General features: G+C 63.1%; 13 protein-coding genes and 1 pseudogene. 8 read left to right on the top strand and 6 right to left on the bottom strand.

The annotated features are described in order from the left end of the window. Nucleotides 1-15 precede the first annotated feature (15 nt). From J3Q04_RS05635 to J3Q04_RS05610, 6 genes are all read left to right on the top strand, one after another. A complete protein-coding gene (locus J3Q04_RS05635) occupies nt 16-2703 on the top strand; it encodes a TcfC E-set like domain-containing protein (RefSeq protein WP_434607506.1) in 2688 nt (895 codons plus the stop codon). Then, nucleotides 2700-3845, top strand: a complete 1146-nt coding sequence (locus tag J3Q04_RS05630) for a CfaE/CblD family pilus tip adhesin (protein WP_434607508.1) — start codon at nt 2700-2702, stop codon at nt 3843-3845. Before J3Q04_RS05635 ends, J3Q04_RS05630 begins: the two co-directional genes overlap by 4 nt. A 159-nt stretch (nt 3846-4004) precedes the next feature. Continuing rightward, nucleotides 4005-5150, top strand: a complete 1146-nt coding sequence (locus J3Q04_RS05625; RefSeq protein WP_434607510.1) for a CfaE/CblD family pilus tip adhesin — start codon at nt 4005-4007, stop codon at nt 5148-5150. A gap of 287 nt (nt 5151-5437) precedes the next feature. Further along, a complete protein-coding gene (locus J3Q04_RS05620; protein ID WP_420765310.1) occupies nt 5438-6757 on the top strand; it encodes an MFS transporter in 1320 nt (439 codons plus the stop codon). 147 nt (nt 6758-6904) lie between these two features. Beyond that, a complete protein-coding gene (locus tag J3Q04_RS05615) occupies nt 6905-7123 on the top strand; it encodes a hypothetical protein (protein WP_434607512.1) in 219 nt (72 codons plus the stop codon). Nucleotides 7124-7252: 129 nt separating this feature from the next. Continuing rightward, nucleotides 7253-7873, top strand: a complete 621-nt coding sequence (locus J3Q04_RS05610; protein WP_434607514.1) for a flavin reductase family protein — start codon at nt 7253-7255, stop codon at nt 7871-7873. Between the two features lie 43 nt (nt 7874-7916). Here J3Q04_RS05610 and J3Q04_RS05605 read toward each other — a convergent pair whose 3' ends face one another. Then, on the bottom strand, nt 7917-8150 hold the full coding sequence (locus J3Q04_RS05605) for a hypothetical protein (protein WP_434560385.1): 234 nt from the start codon (nt 8148-8150) through the stop codon (nt 7917-7919). 41 nt (nt 8151-8191) lie between these two features. Beyond that, nucleotides 8192-8545, bottom strand: a complete 354-nt coding sequence (locus J3Q04_RS05600) for a putative quinol monooxygenase (protein ID WP_420765314.1) — start codon at nt 8543-8545, stop codon at nt 8192-8194. A 327-nt stretch (nt 8546-8872) separates the two neighbouring features. Between J3Q04_RS05600 and J3Q04_RS05595 the strand changes: the two genes are divergently transcribed. Continuing rightward, entirely contained in the window at nt 8873-9802 is a 930-nt protein-coding gene (locus tag J3Q04_RS05595) for an AraC family transcriptional regulator (protein WP_420765315.1), read from the top strand. 42 nt (nt 9803-9844) lie between these two features. On the opposite strand, the gene J3Q04_RS05590 is transcribed toward J3Q04_RS05595, so the two are convergent. Together J3Q04_RS05590 and J3Q04_RS05585 are read right to left on the bottom strand one after the other, a co-directional pair. Then, entirely contained in the window at nt 9845-11293 is a 1449-nt protein-coding gene (locus J3Q04_RS05590; RefSeq protein ID WP_434607517.1) for an aldehyde dehydrogenase family protein, read from the bottom strand. Then, nucleotides 11290-12927, bottom strand: a complete 1638-nt coding sequence (locus tag J3Q04_RS05585; protein WP_434607519.1) for a 5-guanidino-2-oxopentanoate decarboxylase — start codon at nt 12925-12927, stop codon at nt 11290-11292. The genes J3Q04_RS05590 and J3Q04_RS05585 overlap by 4 nt, the downstream gene beginning before the upstream one ends. 157 nt (nt 12928-13084) lie before the next feature. Here J3Q04_RS05585 and J3Q04_RS05580 point away from each other — a divergent pair, with 157 nt between their 5' ends. Further along, entirely contained in the window at nt 13085-13966 is an 882-nt protein-coding gene (locus J3Q04_RS05580) for a LysR substrate-binding domain-containing protein (protein ID WP_434607521.1), read from the top strand. A 30-nt stretch (nt 13967-13996) separates the two neighbouring features. Here J3Q04_RS05580 and J3Q04_RS05575 read toward each other — a convergent pair whose 3' ends face one another. Next, the gene (locus J3Q04_RS05575) at nt 13997-15016 is read right to left on the bottom strand and encodes an alpha/beta fold hydrolase (protein ID WP_434607523.1); all 1020 of its coding nucleotides are present in this window, start codon (nt 15014-15016) and stop codon (nt 13997-13999) included. 150 nt (nt 15017-15166) lie between these two features. After that, nucleotides 15167-15724 (bottom strand): annotated as a pseudogene (locus J3Q04_RS05570) (5-methyltetrahydropteroyltriglutamate--homocysteine S-methyltransferase); the annotation flags it as partial. Nucleotides 15725-15779: the final 55 nt, after the last annotated feature.

The raw sequence follows: 15779 nt of genomic DNA, 5'->3' as shown, positions 1-15779 counted from the left end.
TCGTCAAGGCCCTGTATGAAACGCCACTTCACCGCACTCTCCATCTCCCTGACCTGGGCGCTGGCCGATGCCGTATCGGTCGCGTCCACCGATCTGCCCCAGGTGCCGGCCGGTTTCGAGGCCCTGGTCGAGGGTCAGGTGGAACAACTCGAACTTCAACTGCTCAACCGCAACCTCGGCCTGCACCCTGTCGTGGTGCGCCCCGGCCGTATCGAATTCCAACAACCCGAGCGAATCGCAGCCCTGCTGATCGAGGCAGGGGCATCGGCGTCATCCGAAGAGTTGCTGCCGCTGCTGTCCGAACCGTTGCCCAGCAACAGCCAGTTGGCGTGCTCCTACGGCCTGGCCAGCGAAGCGAGCTGCGGTTACCTGGACACCGACGCGGTGGCAGTGATTCTCGACGAGGCCGGCGCGCGCCTGCAAATACTCATGCGCAAGGATTGGCTGCCGGCCAGCGATACGGCGGCGCTGCGCCTGCACACTCCGACCGAGGCCGCGAACGCCTTGGTCCATCGACAGAACATCAATATCGCCCAGGCCGACAGTTACCGCGCTCTGGGCGCCAGCGGCCTGGGCGCGGTAGGCCTGGGTGAAAGCAGCCATTTTGGCTTTACCTGGAACTACCAGGCCTACCAGAACAAGCGCGGCAGCGACAGCAGCCTGGAATTCAACAACGCCTACTACCGCCAGGATTTCGAGCGCGAACACTACGCCCAGGCCGGGCGCATGGACATGAGCAACCTGTCCAGCGCCGAGGGCGGCAACTTCAGCTTCAGCCTGTTGCCCCTGGGGCGAATCGACGGTGCCCGAGTCGGCACTACCCTGGCCTACCTCAACCGCGAGGTCGTCGGCCAAGGCACGCCCATCTCGCTGATCCTGACCCAACGCTCGCGCGTCGATGCGTTCCGTGGCGAGGAGCTGTTGTCGACGTCCTACCTGGATGCCGGCGTGCAGAATGTCGACACCCGGACCTTCCCCAACGGCAGCTATCCGGTGACCTTGCGGGTGATCGAAAACGGTCAGGTGACCCGTACCGAAACCGTGCCTTTCAGCCGTACCGACGGCAATGGCCTGGGTGACGACACCGTGCAATGGTTCCTGCAAGGCGGACGCACGGCGGAGCATTCACTGTACGAACAAGACCCTTCCGGCGTGGCCCAGACCGGCCTGCGCATTCCGTTGCGCGATGACCTGGCGCTCACCAGCGCGATCACCTGGCTGGACTCGGCGTTCTACAACGAAAGCCGCCTGGACTGGGCCGGCACGCTGGGCGCCAGCAGTTGGTCGTTGTCCGGCGCCCTGTTGCGCGGCAACGACGGCGCGAGCGGCAACAGCCAACAAATGACCTTTACCCACGGGATCTCCTGGAGTGTGTACCGCTACTCGCTGAAGAGCCCATCCTGCGAGCGCACCACCCGCGCCTACCAGCAGAGCGGCTGCAACGAATCATTGACCGCCAGCGCCTCGTTGCCGCTGGCCGGTGGCACCCTCAGTGCCGGCTACAACTACAACCGCTACGCCCAGGTGAATCCGTTTTCCTACTGGAACGACTTTCCCGAAGAAGACGACCCGACCCGCGACCTGACCACCTCGACATGGGCCCGGACCTTCCAGGTCGGTTTTTCCCGAGGCCATGCCCTGGGACCGTTCCAGCTCATCCATCGCGTCGGCGCGTTCCGCAATGCAAGCGGCAACCGCGAGACCGATCATGGCCTGTACCTGAGCCTGAGCCTGTCCCACAACGAACGCTCGCCCACCGGCGGCTACCGCCAGAGCAACATCGGCCTGGATGCGCGCCGCGAGCAGAATGCGCCCGACAGCCTGCGCACCAGCATGGGCCATACCCGTGCCTGGGACGGCGACCAGGGCAGGAACGAAGTGAACACCGGGGTCGGCTACGACGACCTGGGCCGCTGGGACGCTGAACTGGCCGGACGGATCGAGCGCAGCTGGGGCGAGAGCAGCCTGGCGGTGGCCCAGCGTGGCGGTGACCAGCAAGACTCTCGACCGGGTTTTAGCGGCAATCATTCCTCGTCCTTGGCGCTGGGCCGGGACGGCTTCTTCTGGGGCCAGGGCCAGGGCGGCACAGGCCCGGGCGCGGCGGTAGGGATCATCGCGGCGCCGGTGGAAAACGCCACGGGCGCGGCGGCCAAGGTCAGCGGCGGCTACGGTGCCCAGACCAGCATCGGCTTCGGTGAGAAGCGGCTGATCCCGGTCAACGGTTTCGAGGCCACGCACACCCGGATCAGCGACGCCGACGCCTCGCGCCAGAACCTCAGTTCGGTGAACGTCGGCAACGGCAACCGCGAGTGGTTCCTGCAACCGGGCAAGCTGGCGGTGCAACGGATCGAGTCCACTGTCAGCTACACCTACGTCGGCCGCCTGGTGGATGCACAGGGAGAGCCACTGGTGCAGGCCGCCATTCTCAATGCATCGATGATGGAAACCGGCGAGGACGGCAGCTTCGTCGTCGACCTCAACCATCACCCCGACCCCTTGTTCGCCCTGGACCTCAACGGCGTACACGCCTGCACGGTACAAAACCGCACCGCCCACAGCAGCCTGCGCCGGGTCGGCACTCTCACCTGTGAAAGCACCACCCTGGACGCCTTGCCCAAGGACCTGAACGATCCCGACCGCCTGGGGCGCTGGACCGCGCGCCGCAGCGCCGCACTCTCGCCAGACAAGAGGAACCAGCCATGAGCGAAACCTTCATCCGTTGGAGCCGTCGCCTGTTAGCGCTGGTTTGCTCGGTTGCAACGCTACCGGTGCTTGCCGATGTTCATCCCAGCGATCATTACCAGATGGTGGCGCTCAATTACGACCGGGCGGCGCCACCTGGGGATCATCAGCTCTGGGATCGGATGCTGCATGGCTGGCATGAACAGCCGGTGTCGGGAGCGGGTTACACGACCATGCACTTTGTCTGTCTGTCCAACTCCGATCCCGCGACGGGTCAGTGCCGTACGACCAGCGGAGGAATAACCGGCACGTCCAGCGTGCCACTGCGCTTCACCGAGAGACGCAGCCGTCTCTCTACCGTGTTGCAGGTCAGGGGTTATCTCTCGCGCAAGCGCTCAGATGGCAGCAGTTGCGGAACCTGGGCACCTTATGAATACCTGCTTTCTTCCACAGCGGCGGCGTCCTGTAATGGCGTGGATGCGACCGGCACGGCCTCCACCCTATGGATCCCTCAATCAGAGCTCGCCAAGTTACCCTCAGGTGGCATCTGGACCGCGCAGTTGATCATGAAACTCAAGCGGACTCATTCACAGCCAATCAGTGCCGCCAAGACCTTCACCGTCGACTTCAAGCTGGACGTCACCGACCAGAACAACATGCAGATCTACCTGCCCGCCTACGGCGTCAGCACGCCGCAGGTGGACCTCAACCTGCGCACCCGCCCGTTGAGTACCGCCCCGGGCGGTATCGTCTCCGGGCGGTCCGCGGTCGATGCATGCCTCTACGACGGCTACAACGCCAACAGCCAGAGTTATGAAATCCGTGTCACCGGCACCAACCCCGTGCCCGGCATGGAGGGTCGCTTCTTCGTCCGCCATACGTCCGGCGGCAGCGGCGAGCGTGACCGCATCGAATACAAGGTGCGCACCCGCACCGCCAACCTCGGCGAGACGCAGCATGTGTCCGGGCAACCAGTGAGTTTCAACGGCATCAACAATGCGGAAATCCGCGCCGTGAAGCTGCCCAATGTGCCGTATCCAGTGGTGTGTACGCCCTGGCCCATCACCTTGGACACGCCGCCGTTCAATCAGATCGACAAGAACACCGGGCAGTACCGGGGGGAGCTGAAGTTGGAGTTTACGCCCTCAACCTCTTCGCCCTGAGGCATCGGTGGTGTCTGGACTGGCCTCATCGCGAGCAGGCTCGCTCCCACACTGAATTTGTGGATACCGGGCGAATGTGGGAGCGAGCCTGCTCGCGATGGGGCCGGTGGAGCCGCCGATTTTTTTCCCATTCAAAAAATGCAGTCATAAGAACCCGCAATGAACACATTCTTTATCCGTTGGGCCCACCGGCTGAGCGCGCTCATCGTTGCAGCCACCGCATTGCCGACGCTTGGGGACAGCATCCCCAGCGACCATCATCAGTCCGTGATACTCAACTTTGACCGTTCGGCGCCACCGGCCGATCACTACCTTTGGACCCGAATGGTCCATGGCTGGAAAGAGCAAGATTTGCCTGGCGCAGGCTATACGACCATGCACTTCGTTTGTTTGTCCGATACGAACCCAGCCAACGGCCAGTGTCAGACCAGAGGCGATACAGGGAGGTATGGCATCACAGACATTCCGCTGCGGTTTACCGAGAGACGTAGCGGCCTGTCGACTGTCTTGTCGGTCAAGGGTTACGTCACCCGCATGCATGCGCTGAACAGCAGTTGCGGGATCTGGGAGAAGGACTACGTACTGAACGCAACCGGGTCAGGCTGGTGCGACGAGGTCAGAACCACGGGCACCGCGTCGACTGTCTGGATTCCGCAATCGGAACTCGCCAAGCTACCTTCAGGTGGTATTTGGTCGGCGAAGTTGATCATCAAGCTCAAGCGCTATTACTCGGAGCCGATTGGCGCCGCCAGAACCTTCACCGTCGACTTCAAGCTGGACGTCACGGACCGCGACAACATGCAGATCTACCTCCCCGCCTACGGCATGACCACCCCTCAGGTCGACCTCAACCTGCGCACCCGCCCGTTGAGCACCGCCCCGGGCGGTATCGTCTCCGGCCGGTCCGTGGTCGACGCCTGCCTCTACGACGGCTACAACGCCAACAGCCAAAGTTATGAGATCCGTGTCACCGGCACCAACCCCGTGCCCGGCATGGAGGGTCGCTTCTTCGTCCGCCACGCGTCCGGTGGCAGCGGCGAGCGCAACCGCATCGAATACACGGTGCGCACCCGTACCGCCAACCTGGGCGAGACGCAGCATGTGTCCGGACAACCGGTGAGTTTCAACGGCATCAACAATGCCGATATTCGCGCCGTGCGCCTGCCCAACGTGCCTTTCCCGGTGGTGTGTACGCCGTGGCCCATCACCTTGGACACGCCACCGTTCAATCAGATCGACAAGAACTCCGGGCAGTACCGGGGGGAGCTGAAGCTGGAGTTTACGCCTTCGACTTCGTCGCCCTGATTTTTTGGTGCCAGGACTGGCCCCATCGCGATCAGGCTCGCTCCCACAATGGACCTGTGAATACAGGAAAAGGTGGGAGCGAGCCTGCTCGCGATGAGGCCAAACCATTTCTTGTTGATAAGCGGATCCCCGCCCACACCCCTAGCTGCAATAAGCGGATTTCCGCTCACTAAACAGCCACATCCCCTCTAGACCGGCCTTCTTCCACCTGGCACAGCTCCTGCTATAGCCCTGGCAGGCTGCGTTCCTACGCGCTCCACAAAAACAATTAAACGAAGGATCCTTCAATGGATAACTCAAACGCCCTTCCCATTGGGTCGGCTGCCGCGCCCGCCCGTGAAAGAACCACCGCCAGCCGGATCAAGTCGATCTTCAGTGGCTCGGTCGGCAACATGGTCGAGTGGTACGACTGGTACGTCTACGCCGCGTTCTCGCTGTACTTCGCCAAAGCCTTCTTCCCCAAGGGCGACACCACCGCCCAGTTGCTCAACACCGCCGCGATCTTCGCCGTCGGCTTCCTGATGCGCCCGATCGGTGGCTGGCTGATGGGCCTGTACGCTGACCGCGCCGGTCGCAAACGCGCGTTGATGGCCTCGGTGTACTTGATGTGCTTTGGCTCGCTGATCATCGCCCTGAGCCCCGGTTACGAAACCATCGGCGTCGGCGCGCCGATCCTGCTGGTGTTCGCCCGCTTGCTCCAGGGCCTGTCGGTGGGTGGCGAGTACGGCACCTCGGCAACGTACCTGAGCGAGATGGCGACCAAGGAACGTCGCGGTTTCTTCTCCAGCTTCCAATACGTGACGCTGATTTCCGGCCAGCTCATCGCCCTCGGCGTGCTGATCGTGCTGCAACAATTGCTGACTACCGAGCAGCTGTACGCCTGGGGCTGGCGCATCCCGTTCGCCATCGGCGCGCTGTGTGCAATCGTTGCGCTGTACCTGCGTCGCGGCATGGAAGAAACCGAGTCGTTCACCAAAAAGGAAAAGGCCAAGGAAAGCGCCATGCGCACCCTGATGCGCCACCCCAAGGAGCTGTTGACCGTGGTCGGCCTGACCATGGGCGGCACCCTGGCCTTCTACACCTACACCACTTACATGCAGAAATACCTGGTGAACACGGTGGGCATGAGCATCTCCGACTCCACCACCATTTCCGCCGCCACGCTGTTCCTGTTCATGTGCCTGCAACCCGTCATCGGCGGGCTCTCGGACAAGATCGGTCGTCGGCCGATCCTGATTGCCTTCGGCATCCTCGGCACGCTGTTCACCGTGCCGATCCTCACCACCCTGCACACCATCGAGACCTGGTGGGGCGCGTTCTTCCTGATCATGGCCGCGCTGATCATCGTCAGCGGCTACACCTCGATCAACGCGGTGGTGAAAGCCGAGCTGTTCCCTACCGAAATCCGCGCCCTGGGCGTCGGCCTGCCCTACGCACTGACCGTATCGATCTTCGGCGGCACCGCTGAATACATCGCGCTGTGGTTCAAGAGCATCGGCATGGAGACCGGCTACTACTGGTACGTGACGGCGTGCATCGCCGTGTCGCTGCTGGTGTACATCACCATGAAGGACACCCGTAAACACTCGCGGATCGTGACTGACTGACAGGCCAGTCGTACAAAAAAAGGGGCGAACCTGCACGGGTTCGCCCCTTTCGTCGTTCCGGGCCGGCGTCATTTCCTACATTAATTTCCACTTAATGGCTGCACTCCACCCTTGCGCTCATCAACTATCGATGCCTGGAGTATGACCATGAAAACCAAACTGATCTTCGCCCTGACCCTCACCGCACTGGCCAGTAGCGCGTTCGCCGACGACGGCTTCGAGCGTACCGGCACGGCCGTTTTCATCGCCAGCAGCCATGAGCGCGCCGGTTCCGCCGTCGTTGCCAAGAAGGACGAGAACCACGCCATCGAGCCCACCGTGGCTGCCGACGGCTCCGACCCTAGCGATGCGGCGTCGACCAACTGATCCCAACCGGCAACACCAAGACCTGTGGGAGCGAGCAACCTCCCACCGGTTTTTTGTGGTGCTGACAAAAGGGTCAGGGCGCTGCACTATCGTCGGATCCTTCTGACACGCACCGGACCTACATCCTTCATGCCCGACGACATTCACTACTACGAACCCGCCCAAGGCCATGGCCTGCCCCACGACCCGTTCAATGCCATTGTCGGCCCACGGCCCATTGGCTGGATTTCTTCACAAGATGCAGAAGGCCGCCTGAACCTGGCGCCCTACAGTTTTTTCAACGCCTTCAACTACGTTCCGCCGATCATTGGGTTCTCCAGCGTCGGTCGCAAAGACAGCCTCAACAACATCGAACAGACCGGGGAATTTGCCTGGAACCTGGCCACGCGCCCACTGGCCGAGCAGATGAACCAGAGCTGCGCGATGGTCGCGCCGCAGGTCAACGAATTCGAGCTGGCGGGCCTGACGCCGGCGGCATCGCGGATCATCCAGGTGCCGCGCGTCGCCGAGAGTCCAGTGTCCTTCGAATGCAAGGTCACGCAGATCATCCAGTTGCAGCGAGCGGACAAGGCGCCTGTGCCGAGCTGGTTGATTCTGGGCGAAGTGGTCGCCGTTCACATCGCCAAGTGGCTGTTGAAGGACGGGGTCTACGACACCGCCGCCGCCGAGCCGATCTTGCGCGGCGGCGGGCCGGCGGATTATTTCCAGCTGGGGCCGGAGGCGTTGTTCAAGATGCATCGCCCGCGATAAGGATGGGCGATGAGATCACTTGTGGCAATCCTTGAAATGCTGCTTACCAGACCAATCCGCCTTCGTCGTCGACACCCTTGAGGTGAGTCAACTGCTGGGCAGCCGCTTCATCGGCTTTGAAAGCGGTCTCGAAGGTCTGCTCTTCGAGCACTTTATTGAAACGCGGCTTCTCGGCACTGCCGATGGCCTTGGTGGCGATGGCTGCGTAGTAGCCGCCACCTTCCTTGGGAACAACAGCGGAAACAGCTTCAAAAGTTTCAAAGGCTTTGCGTGCCATACTTCGCATCCTGGCGGTGGGAAATGCCTGTCATTAAACCTTCAACCGGCCAGTTTGTGTACCTTCGCCATGCACCCTTCGGTCGCCTGGGCGGCGGACACTTCCCGAAAGGTGTGGAAGTCCAGGCTGCTGACCACCAGGTCTTGCACCAATTGGGCGAAGATCGCCATGGCCGGTGAGTTGAAATAAGCGTCCATCGCCTGTTGGTTGACCCACAGCCCGGACACCAGCCACAAATCGGCGTCGCATTGCGATTGTTGCAAGGCAAAGTGCAGGCAACCGGGCGCCTGGCGCGAAGGTACGATCAAGCTGCTGAGGCGTGCGCCCAATGGCTTGGAGCAACCGGCGCGGGCCCGGACAAAAGCCATGTGACTGACGGGGATCTGTGTAGTCATGTTCAACCCTCCCAGGTCATCCGTTGGCAGCCGGGGACAGGCTGCGACAGGATCAAAGGTTAAGCGGGCTGCCGCCAGCTTCGTTAGTCGATTCCTGCCGACTCATTGCACGATTCTGCGGCTGGGAATTCACCCATCCGTGCCTGATGGGTGGGAATTGCCGGGAGTTGAAACAAAAGGTTTCAAGCAAGTTTCGGCCAGGCTGCACAGCCCTTCACCCCCCCGCCTTGCAGGATCAGGCAAGCTTTCAACAGGATGTGACTACCGCCATGCCTTGCACAAACATATGCTTTGTCCTATCGCTCCCTTCGCCATGAGGATCCCGGCATGTCGCCACTCGATCACGCCCACGCCCCGCTGGACACGTACCTGGAACAGCAGCGCGCCGAGCTGGCTTCGATCATCGACCGCAACACCAGCGAGGACGGGAGCTACGCCACGGCCATCGGCTCGCTGAACCTGTCGCGCCACAGCCAGCCACACAAGTTTGCCCCGGTGCTGGCGCAACCGGCGCTGTGCATCATGGCCCAGGGCAGCAAGCAGGTGCGCCTGGCGGACGAATTTTTCAACTATGACCCGCTGCATTACCTGGTGGTCTCGGTCTCGATGCCATTGAGCGGTTGCATCGCCGACGTCTCGCCCGAGCAGCCGATCCTGGCGCTGCGCCTGGACATCGACCCGGCGGAAATCACCGCGCTGATCGCCGATGCCGGCCCCCTGGGCGTGCCGACTCGCCCGGCCGGCCGTGGCCTGTATGTGGAACGCCTGGACACGCCGATGCTCGACGCGGTGCTACGCCTGACGCGCCTGCTCGATACGCCAAAAGACATCGCCATGCTCGCGCCCCTGGTGCGCCGGGAAATCCTTTACCGCCTGCTACGCAGCCCGCAAGGCTATCGGTTGTATGAAATCGCCATTGCCAATAGCCAGAGCCATCGCATCAGCCAGGCGATCAAATGGCTCAACGGCCATTTCGAACAACCGTTGCGCATCGATGACCTCGCTCGGGAGGTCAACCTCAGCGTTTCGACCTTGCATCACCGCTTCAAGGCCATGACGGCCATGAGCCCATTGCAATACCAAAAACAATTGCGCTTGCAGGAGGCTCGACGGTTGATGCTGGCCGAAGGGCTGGAAGCGTCGGCGGCGGGGTATCGAGTGGGGTATGAAAGCCCGTCGCAGTTCAGCCGGGAGTACAGCCGCTTGTTTGGCGCGCCGCCGTTGCGGGATCTGGCGCGGTTGCGGATGACCGTCTGATCCTGGACTTGCACGGCATTCGCCGCCTCGGCTTCGCAGCCTTCAGACCGCCCGGATCACGTGTTTGATTTCCTGGAACGCGGCCAGTCCCCAAGGTCCCAATTCACGACCCAGGCTGCTCTGCTTGTAGCCGCCCCAAGCGGCCTGGGGGAAAATCACTTGCGGTGCGTTGATCCACACCAGCCCCGCCTGCAAGGCGTCGGCGACCTTCCCGGCCGCCTCGGCATCGCGGCTGACCACGCTCGCCACCAGGCCGAAACGGCTGTCATTGGCCAGGGCAATCGCCTCTTCCGGGTGGCCGAAACGACGCACGCACAACACCGGCCCGAAGATCTCCTCGCACCACAGCGCACTGTCGAGGGGCACGTCGGTGAAGATCGTTGGCTGTAAAAAAAAGCCGCGTTGCAGATGCGCAGGTCGTTGACCGCCGCACACCAACGTTGCGCCGTCGCTCACGCCTCGATCGATGTGCCCGAGCACCCGTTGGTATTGCGCCTGGTTGACCAGCGAGCCCATCTCCACGTCCGGATCGAATGGATCGGCCACGCGGATCGCCTCGGCCCGCGCCTTGAGCCGTCGCATGAATTCATCGGCCAGCTCATCGGCGATCAACACCCGAGTGGTGGCCGAACACATCTGCCCCGCGTTGAAGAAACCGCCGCCACAGGCCAGCTCCACCGCCAGGTCCAGGTCGGCGTCGGCCAGCACCAGCAAGGACGATTTGCCGCCCAGCTCCAGGCTCACGCCCTTCACGGTTTCCGCCGCCCGTTGCATCACTTGCACCCCCACCGCGTTGCTGCCGGTGAAGGAAATCTTCGCCACGCGCGGGTCGGACGCCAGCGGCGCCCCGACCGCCAACCCCGTGCCGCAGACCAGGTTGAACACGCCATCGGGCAAGCCGCATTCGGCGATGATCGAGGCCAGCGCCAGCTCCGGCAGCGGCGTGACTTCCGAAGGCTTGAGCACCACGCAGCAGCCGGCGGCCAAGGCCGGGGCAAGTTTCCAGGCGGTGGTGACCATCGGGAAATTCCACGGCACGATCAAGCCGACCACCCCACAAGGTTCGCGGCGTAGACGTGCGCTGAAATCATCGCTGGGTAACGCCAGCGGACCGTCCTGACGAACGTCCAGTTCTTCGGCCAACCCGGCGTAGTACTCGAAGGTCGCGACCACGTCGTCGACGTCGATGGCCGCTTCGAACAACGGTTTGCCGTTGTTGCTCGATTGCAAATGCATCAGCCGCTCACGAGCATCCCGCACGCTGGCAGCAATACGCCGAAGCACCGCGCCGCGCTCGGCACCCGAGGTGTTCGACCACGGGCCGAAAGCCTGGGTAGCGGCCTCCAAGGCTTGATCCACGGCGGGTTTCTCGCCGCCGTAAACAGTGGTCAGCAGCGCCTCGTTCGCCGGGTTGATCACCCGCAGCGGGTGATCGCCCGCCAACCACTCGCCGTTGATGTACAGGCCGTCTTGCGTCGTCGGGAAATTCATTCAGCCACCTCCGCCATCCAGCGCGCCTGGTCAATCTCGAGCAACGTCGGCCCCTGGCGGTGACTGGCGGCCAGCAATGCTCTGCGCAGGGAATGCACGCCGTCGATCGTCTCGGCGCCGCACCCCAGGGCTTTGGCAACGCCGATGAAATCCGGCGTGTAGATGTCCACGCCCACCGGTTCGATGGCGCGGTTGACCATGTATTTCTTGATCTCTTCGTAGCCCTGGTTATTCCACAGCAGCACGATCACCGGCGTGCGCGCTTCCACCGCGCTGGCCAGTTCCGGCAGGGTGAACTGCAACCCACCGTCGCCGATCAGGCACACCACGGGCGGGCGGCCATGGCCGTTGTCGACACCACCCAGCCAGGCACCAATGGCCGCCGGCAACGCGTAGCCGAGGGTGCCGTAGCCGGTGGACGAATTGAACCAGCGGCGCGGGCGTTCGGGATTGAAGGTGAGGTTGCCGGTGTAGACCGGCTGGGTGGAATCGCCAACGAAAACCGCGTCGGGCAAGGCCTGCAATACCGTATCGAGGAACACCGTCTGGGCGCGGGTCGGGACGTCCCATTGCTGATCGAGTTCGGTCCGCAGCCGTTCGACACGAATCGCTCCCCAACTGTCGTCTCTCGCGCCGGGCACGCCGCGCTTCAACGCATCGAGCAATGCCCGCGCGGCACTTTGTGCGTCGGCCACCAGCGCCAGTCTTGGCGCGTAGTTGCGCACGGTCTGGTCGGGGTCGATGTCGATGCGCAACAACGCACCGGGAATCTCGAAGCCACCGGCAAAGGTGACGTCGTAATCGGTCTCGGCCAGCTCGGTGCCGATCGCCAGTACTACATCCGCTTCGGCCACCAGGGCACGGGTGGCCACCAGGCTCTGGGTGGAACCGATCAGCAACGGATGACGGGACGGCAGCAGGCCCTTGGCATTGATGGTCAGCGCCACGGGGGCGCCGAGGCGTTCGGCCAGTTCGGTCAATTCAGTCCCGGCGTCCAGCGCCCCCCCTCCGGCAAGCACCAACGGCCGCCGGGCCGCCGCCAGCAAGGCTGCCATTTGCTCCACGGCACTGGGCGCGGCCCCGGCGCGATTGATGCTCACTGGCGTGCTGGCGAGCAGGTCATCGGCTTGTTCAACGAGCACATCCAACGGAATCTCGATGTGCACCGGCCGCGGACGCCCGGCCTGGAACAAGGCAAAGGCCCGGGCCAGCACACCCGGCAATTCGGCGGCCGACATCAGCGTGTGGGAAAACGCCGCGACCCCGCCCACCAGCGCGCTCTGGTTCGGCAGCTCATGCAGCTTGCCGCGCCCACCGCCCAACTGGCTGCGCGACTGTACGCTGGAGATCACCAGCATCGGAATCGAATCGGCATAGGCCTGGCCCATGGCAGTGGTGATGTTGGTCATGCCCGGGCCGGTGATGATGAAGCACACGCCCGGCTTGCCGCTGACACGGGCGTAGCCGTCGGCCATGAAACCGGCGCCCTGTTCATGGCGCGGCGTCACATGGCGGATGCTTGAACGGGCCAGCCCGCGATACAACTCCACGGTGTGTACGCCAGGAATGCCGAACACCTGCTCCACGCCATAGCCTTCCAGTAACTTGACCAATACTTCGCCGCACGTCGCCATTGCCATTGCCTTTTTGTTGTCTTGAAAAGGACCCCGCACGACACCTGCGGGCCGCTTTTGCTCTGAGGGAATGGCGTTATTGGACGGCCAGGCCGTAGCGGCAACAATGGATAAAAAGTCATACTAGCCATGTCCTCACGTCATGGCTTGGATCCAGATGAAACGACTCCCACCGCTGCCGACGTTGCATACTTTCTTGATCACGGCCCAGTGCTGCAACTTCACTCGCGCCGCCGAACAGCTGCACATCACCCAGGGCGCGGTGAGCCGGCAGATCGCAGGGCTGGAGGATCATCTGGGTTATGCGTTGTTCCAGCGCCAGGCACGCGGGTTGAGCCTGACCGCCGAGGGCCAGGCGTGGCTGCCCCGGGTGCAGCAGGTGTTCGGCCTGATCGGCGAGGCGGTCGAGCAGATCGGCGAGAAGCGCCAGACCCTGAAGCTCAAGGCCCCGACCTGTGTGATGCGCTGGCTGCTGCCGCGCCTGTTGCAATGGCAGAAAGAGCGTCCGGACGTGCCGGTGGAGCTGACCACCACGGTCCGGCACGGCGTGGATTTCCAGCGTGAGGCATTCGACGCGGCGGTGGTTTACGGCCCGCCGCCCGACGCCTCGCTTGACTGCCTGCACTTGTTCGACGAACAGCTTACACCGGTGTGCTCGCGCCCCTTGCTGGAAGGTCCGGTCCCGTTGAATTCACCCCTCGATCTGCAACAACACCTGCTGCTGCATCCCACCACCGACGAGCGCGACTGGAACGCCTGGCTGGCCGCGGCCGACGTGCGGTTGAGCAACGTCAGCAAAGGCCAGCATTTCGAAACCCTGGACCTGGCGATGTCCATGGCCTCCCAAGGCACCGGCGTGGCGATTGGCGACTGGTCGCTGATCGGCGAAGACCTCAGCGCCGGTCGGCTGGTGATGCCGTTCGAACTGAAGGTCAGGACCGGGCTGGGTTATCACTTGGTCTATCCGCGCCGGCCGCAGGTGTCGGGCCAGTTGCGGGAGCTGATGGACTGGTTGGTGGAGCAGGCCCAAGCACGGTAGTAGCGCCACAAAAGCCCCACCCGGTGTCAGTTAGAGCACATTCGGCGCCTGCGCCGGCTCGATCTGCGCCCAGTGCGAGGTGTCTTCGCGGTGTTGCTGCAAATAGGGCAGCACCGCCCCCAGCAATGGTTCCTTGAAGGCCTCTTGAAAGCGATGGGCGAGGCCCGGGATCAGCTTCAACCGGCTACCGCGAATATGCGCCGCGAGATGCACCCCATGCATCACCGGCAACAAGGGATCAGCGGTGCCGTGGACCACCAAGGTCGGCACCTGCAGCTGATTGAGCAGCGCCACCCGGCTTGGCTCGGCCATGATCGCCATGATCTGGCGCTTCACACCCTCGGGGTTGAAGGCCCGGTCGTAGGCCACCGCAGCCTGGTGCAGCAGAGCCTGTCGATCGTCGACCACCATCGGGCTGCCCAGCGCGGCCAGCAGGTCGGCCTGCTGTTCGAGCGCCACTTCACGATTCGGCGCACTGCGCCGCGACAACAGTTGCACCAGCGTTTCACTGGGTGCCGGCAAGCCCGCGGCGCCGGAGCTGGTCATGAGCAATGTCAGGCTCTCGACCCGCTGAGGCGCCATGGCGGCCATGTGCTGGGCGATCATCCCGCCCATGCTGACGCCCAACACATGGAAGCTTTGCACCTGCAAGGCGTCCATCAAGCCCAGGCCATCGGCGGCCATGTCCGTCAACGCATAAGGTGCCGCCACGGGCAGGCCGAGCTTGTAGCGCAACGCCTCGAATGTCAGGTTGGCGCTGCCGGGCGCCTGGCGCCAGGTGGATAAACCGACGTCCCGGTTGTCGTAGCGGATCACCCGAAAACCCTGTTCGCACAGCGCCACCACCACTTCATCCGGCCAGTGAATCAACTGCCCACCCAAGCCCATCACCAGCAGCAACGCAGGGTCGGACGCCCGCCCGATGCTCTGGTACGCCAGGCTTACCTGATCCAGGTCGACCCGCTGGGTCGCGACATTGACATCACAACGAGAAGCCGCCAACGACGGCAAGCCGCACAACAAGGCGGCCAGGAAAATGAATACACGCATGAACAAACACCAAAACGCAGAACCCCAGTAGAGCGCGAGTCTGATGAAGTTCGTTCAAGCGCGCTGCCACAGTTGCGTGACAGTTTGATGAAGATTGCCGAGTGGTTGTGTAAAGCCATAGGCCGACGATGGTTCAAGCCCATTGGCGACGCTGACCCAAAGGTTGTCGCCGAACCGTTCCTGGGCCGGGCGCAACTGCGCTAGCGCCTGCTCGAATTCGCAACGCCAGGCATCGCGGTCATTGACCAGGCCCACCGAGAGGATCTTGTAGGTCGGCAGGCGATCCAGCACCCGGCCCAGTTGGTCTGGGGCGGGCACGGCGTCGATGTGCAGGCCATCCACCGGCAGGCTAACCGCCAGGCCGAGGTTGTCGTCCAGGCCATTGAAGCAGGTCGCCACCAACTTTTTCAGCGGCGAGTACTGAAGGATGTGATAGGCCCGCTCGAAGGCGCTTCGCCAGGCCAGGGGCAGGTCGAGCGTGAGGATCGGTTCATCGATCTGCACCCACTCCACGCCTTGGGCCTTGAGACGATTGAGGACGTCACCGTAGACCGGCAGCAGGCGCTCCAGCAGGTCGAGCTTGTCAATGTCGCCGTCATTGGCCTTGCCCTGCCAGAGGTACGTCAGCGGGCCGATGACTGCAGGCTTGACCCGATGGCCCTGGGCGTGGGCTTCGTCGATTTCGTCGAACAGCCGCTCCCAGCCCAGCGTACCTTTCCAATCAGCTTCCAGGTCGTTCAATTCGCGGTCGGCGCCGATGCGG

Source organism: Pseudomonas sp. D4-21, assembly GCF_051132125.1.
GTDB lineage: Bacteria > Pseudomonadota > Gammaproteobacteria > Pseudomonadales > Pseudomonadaceae > Aquipseudomonas.
The sequence above is the reverse complement of the archived record's forward strand: the minus strand, read 5'-3'. Positions and strand labels throughout refer to the sequence as shown.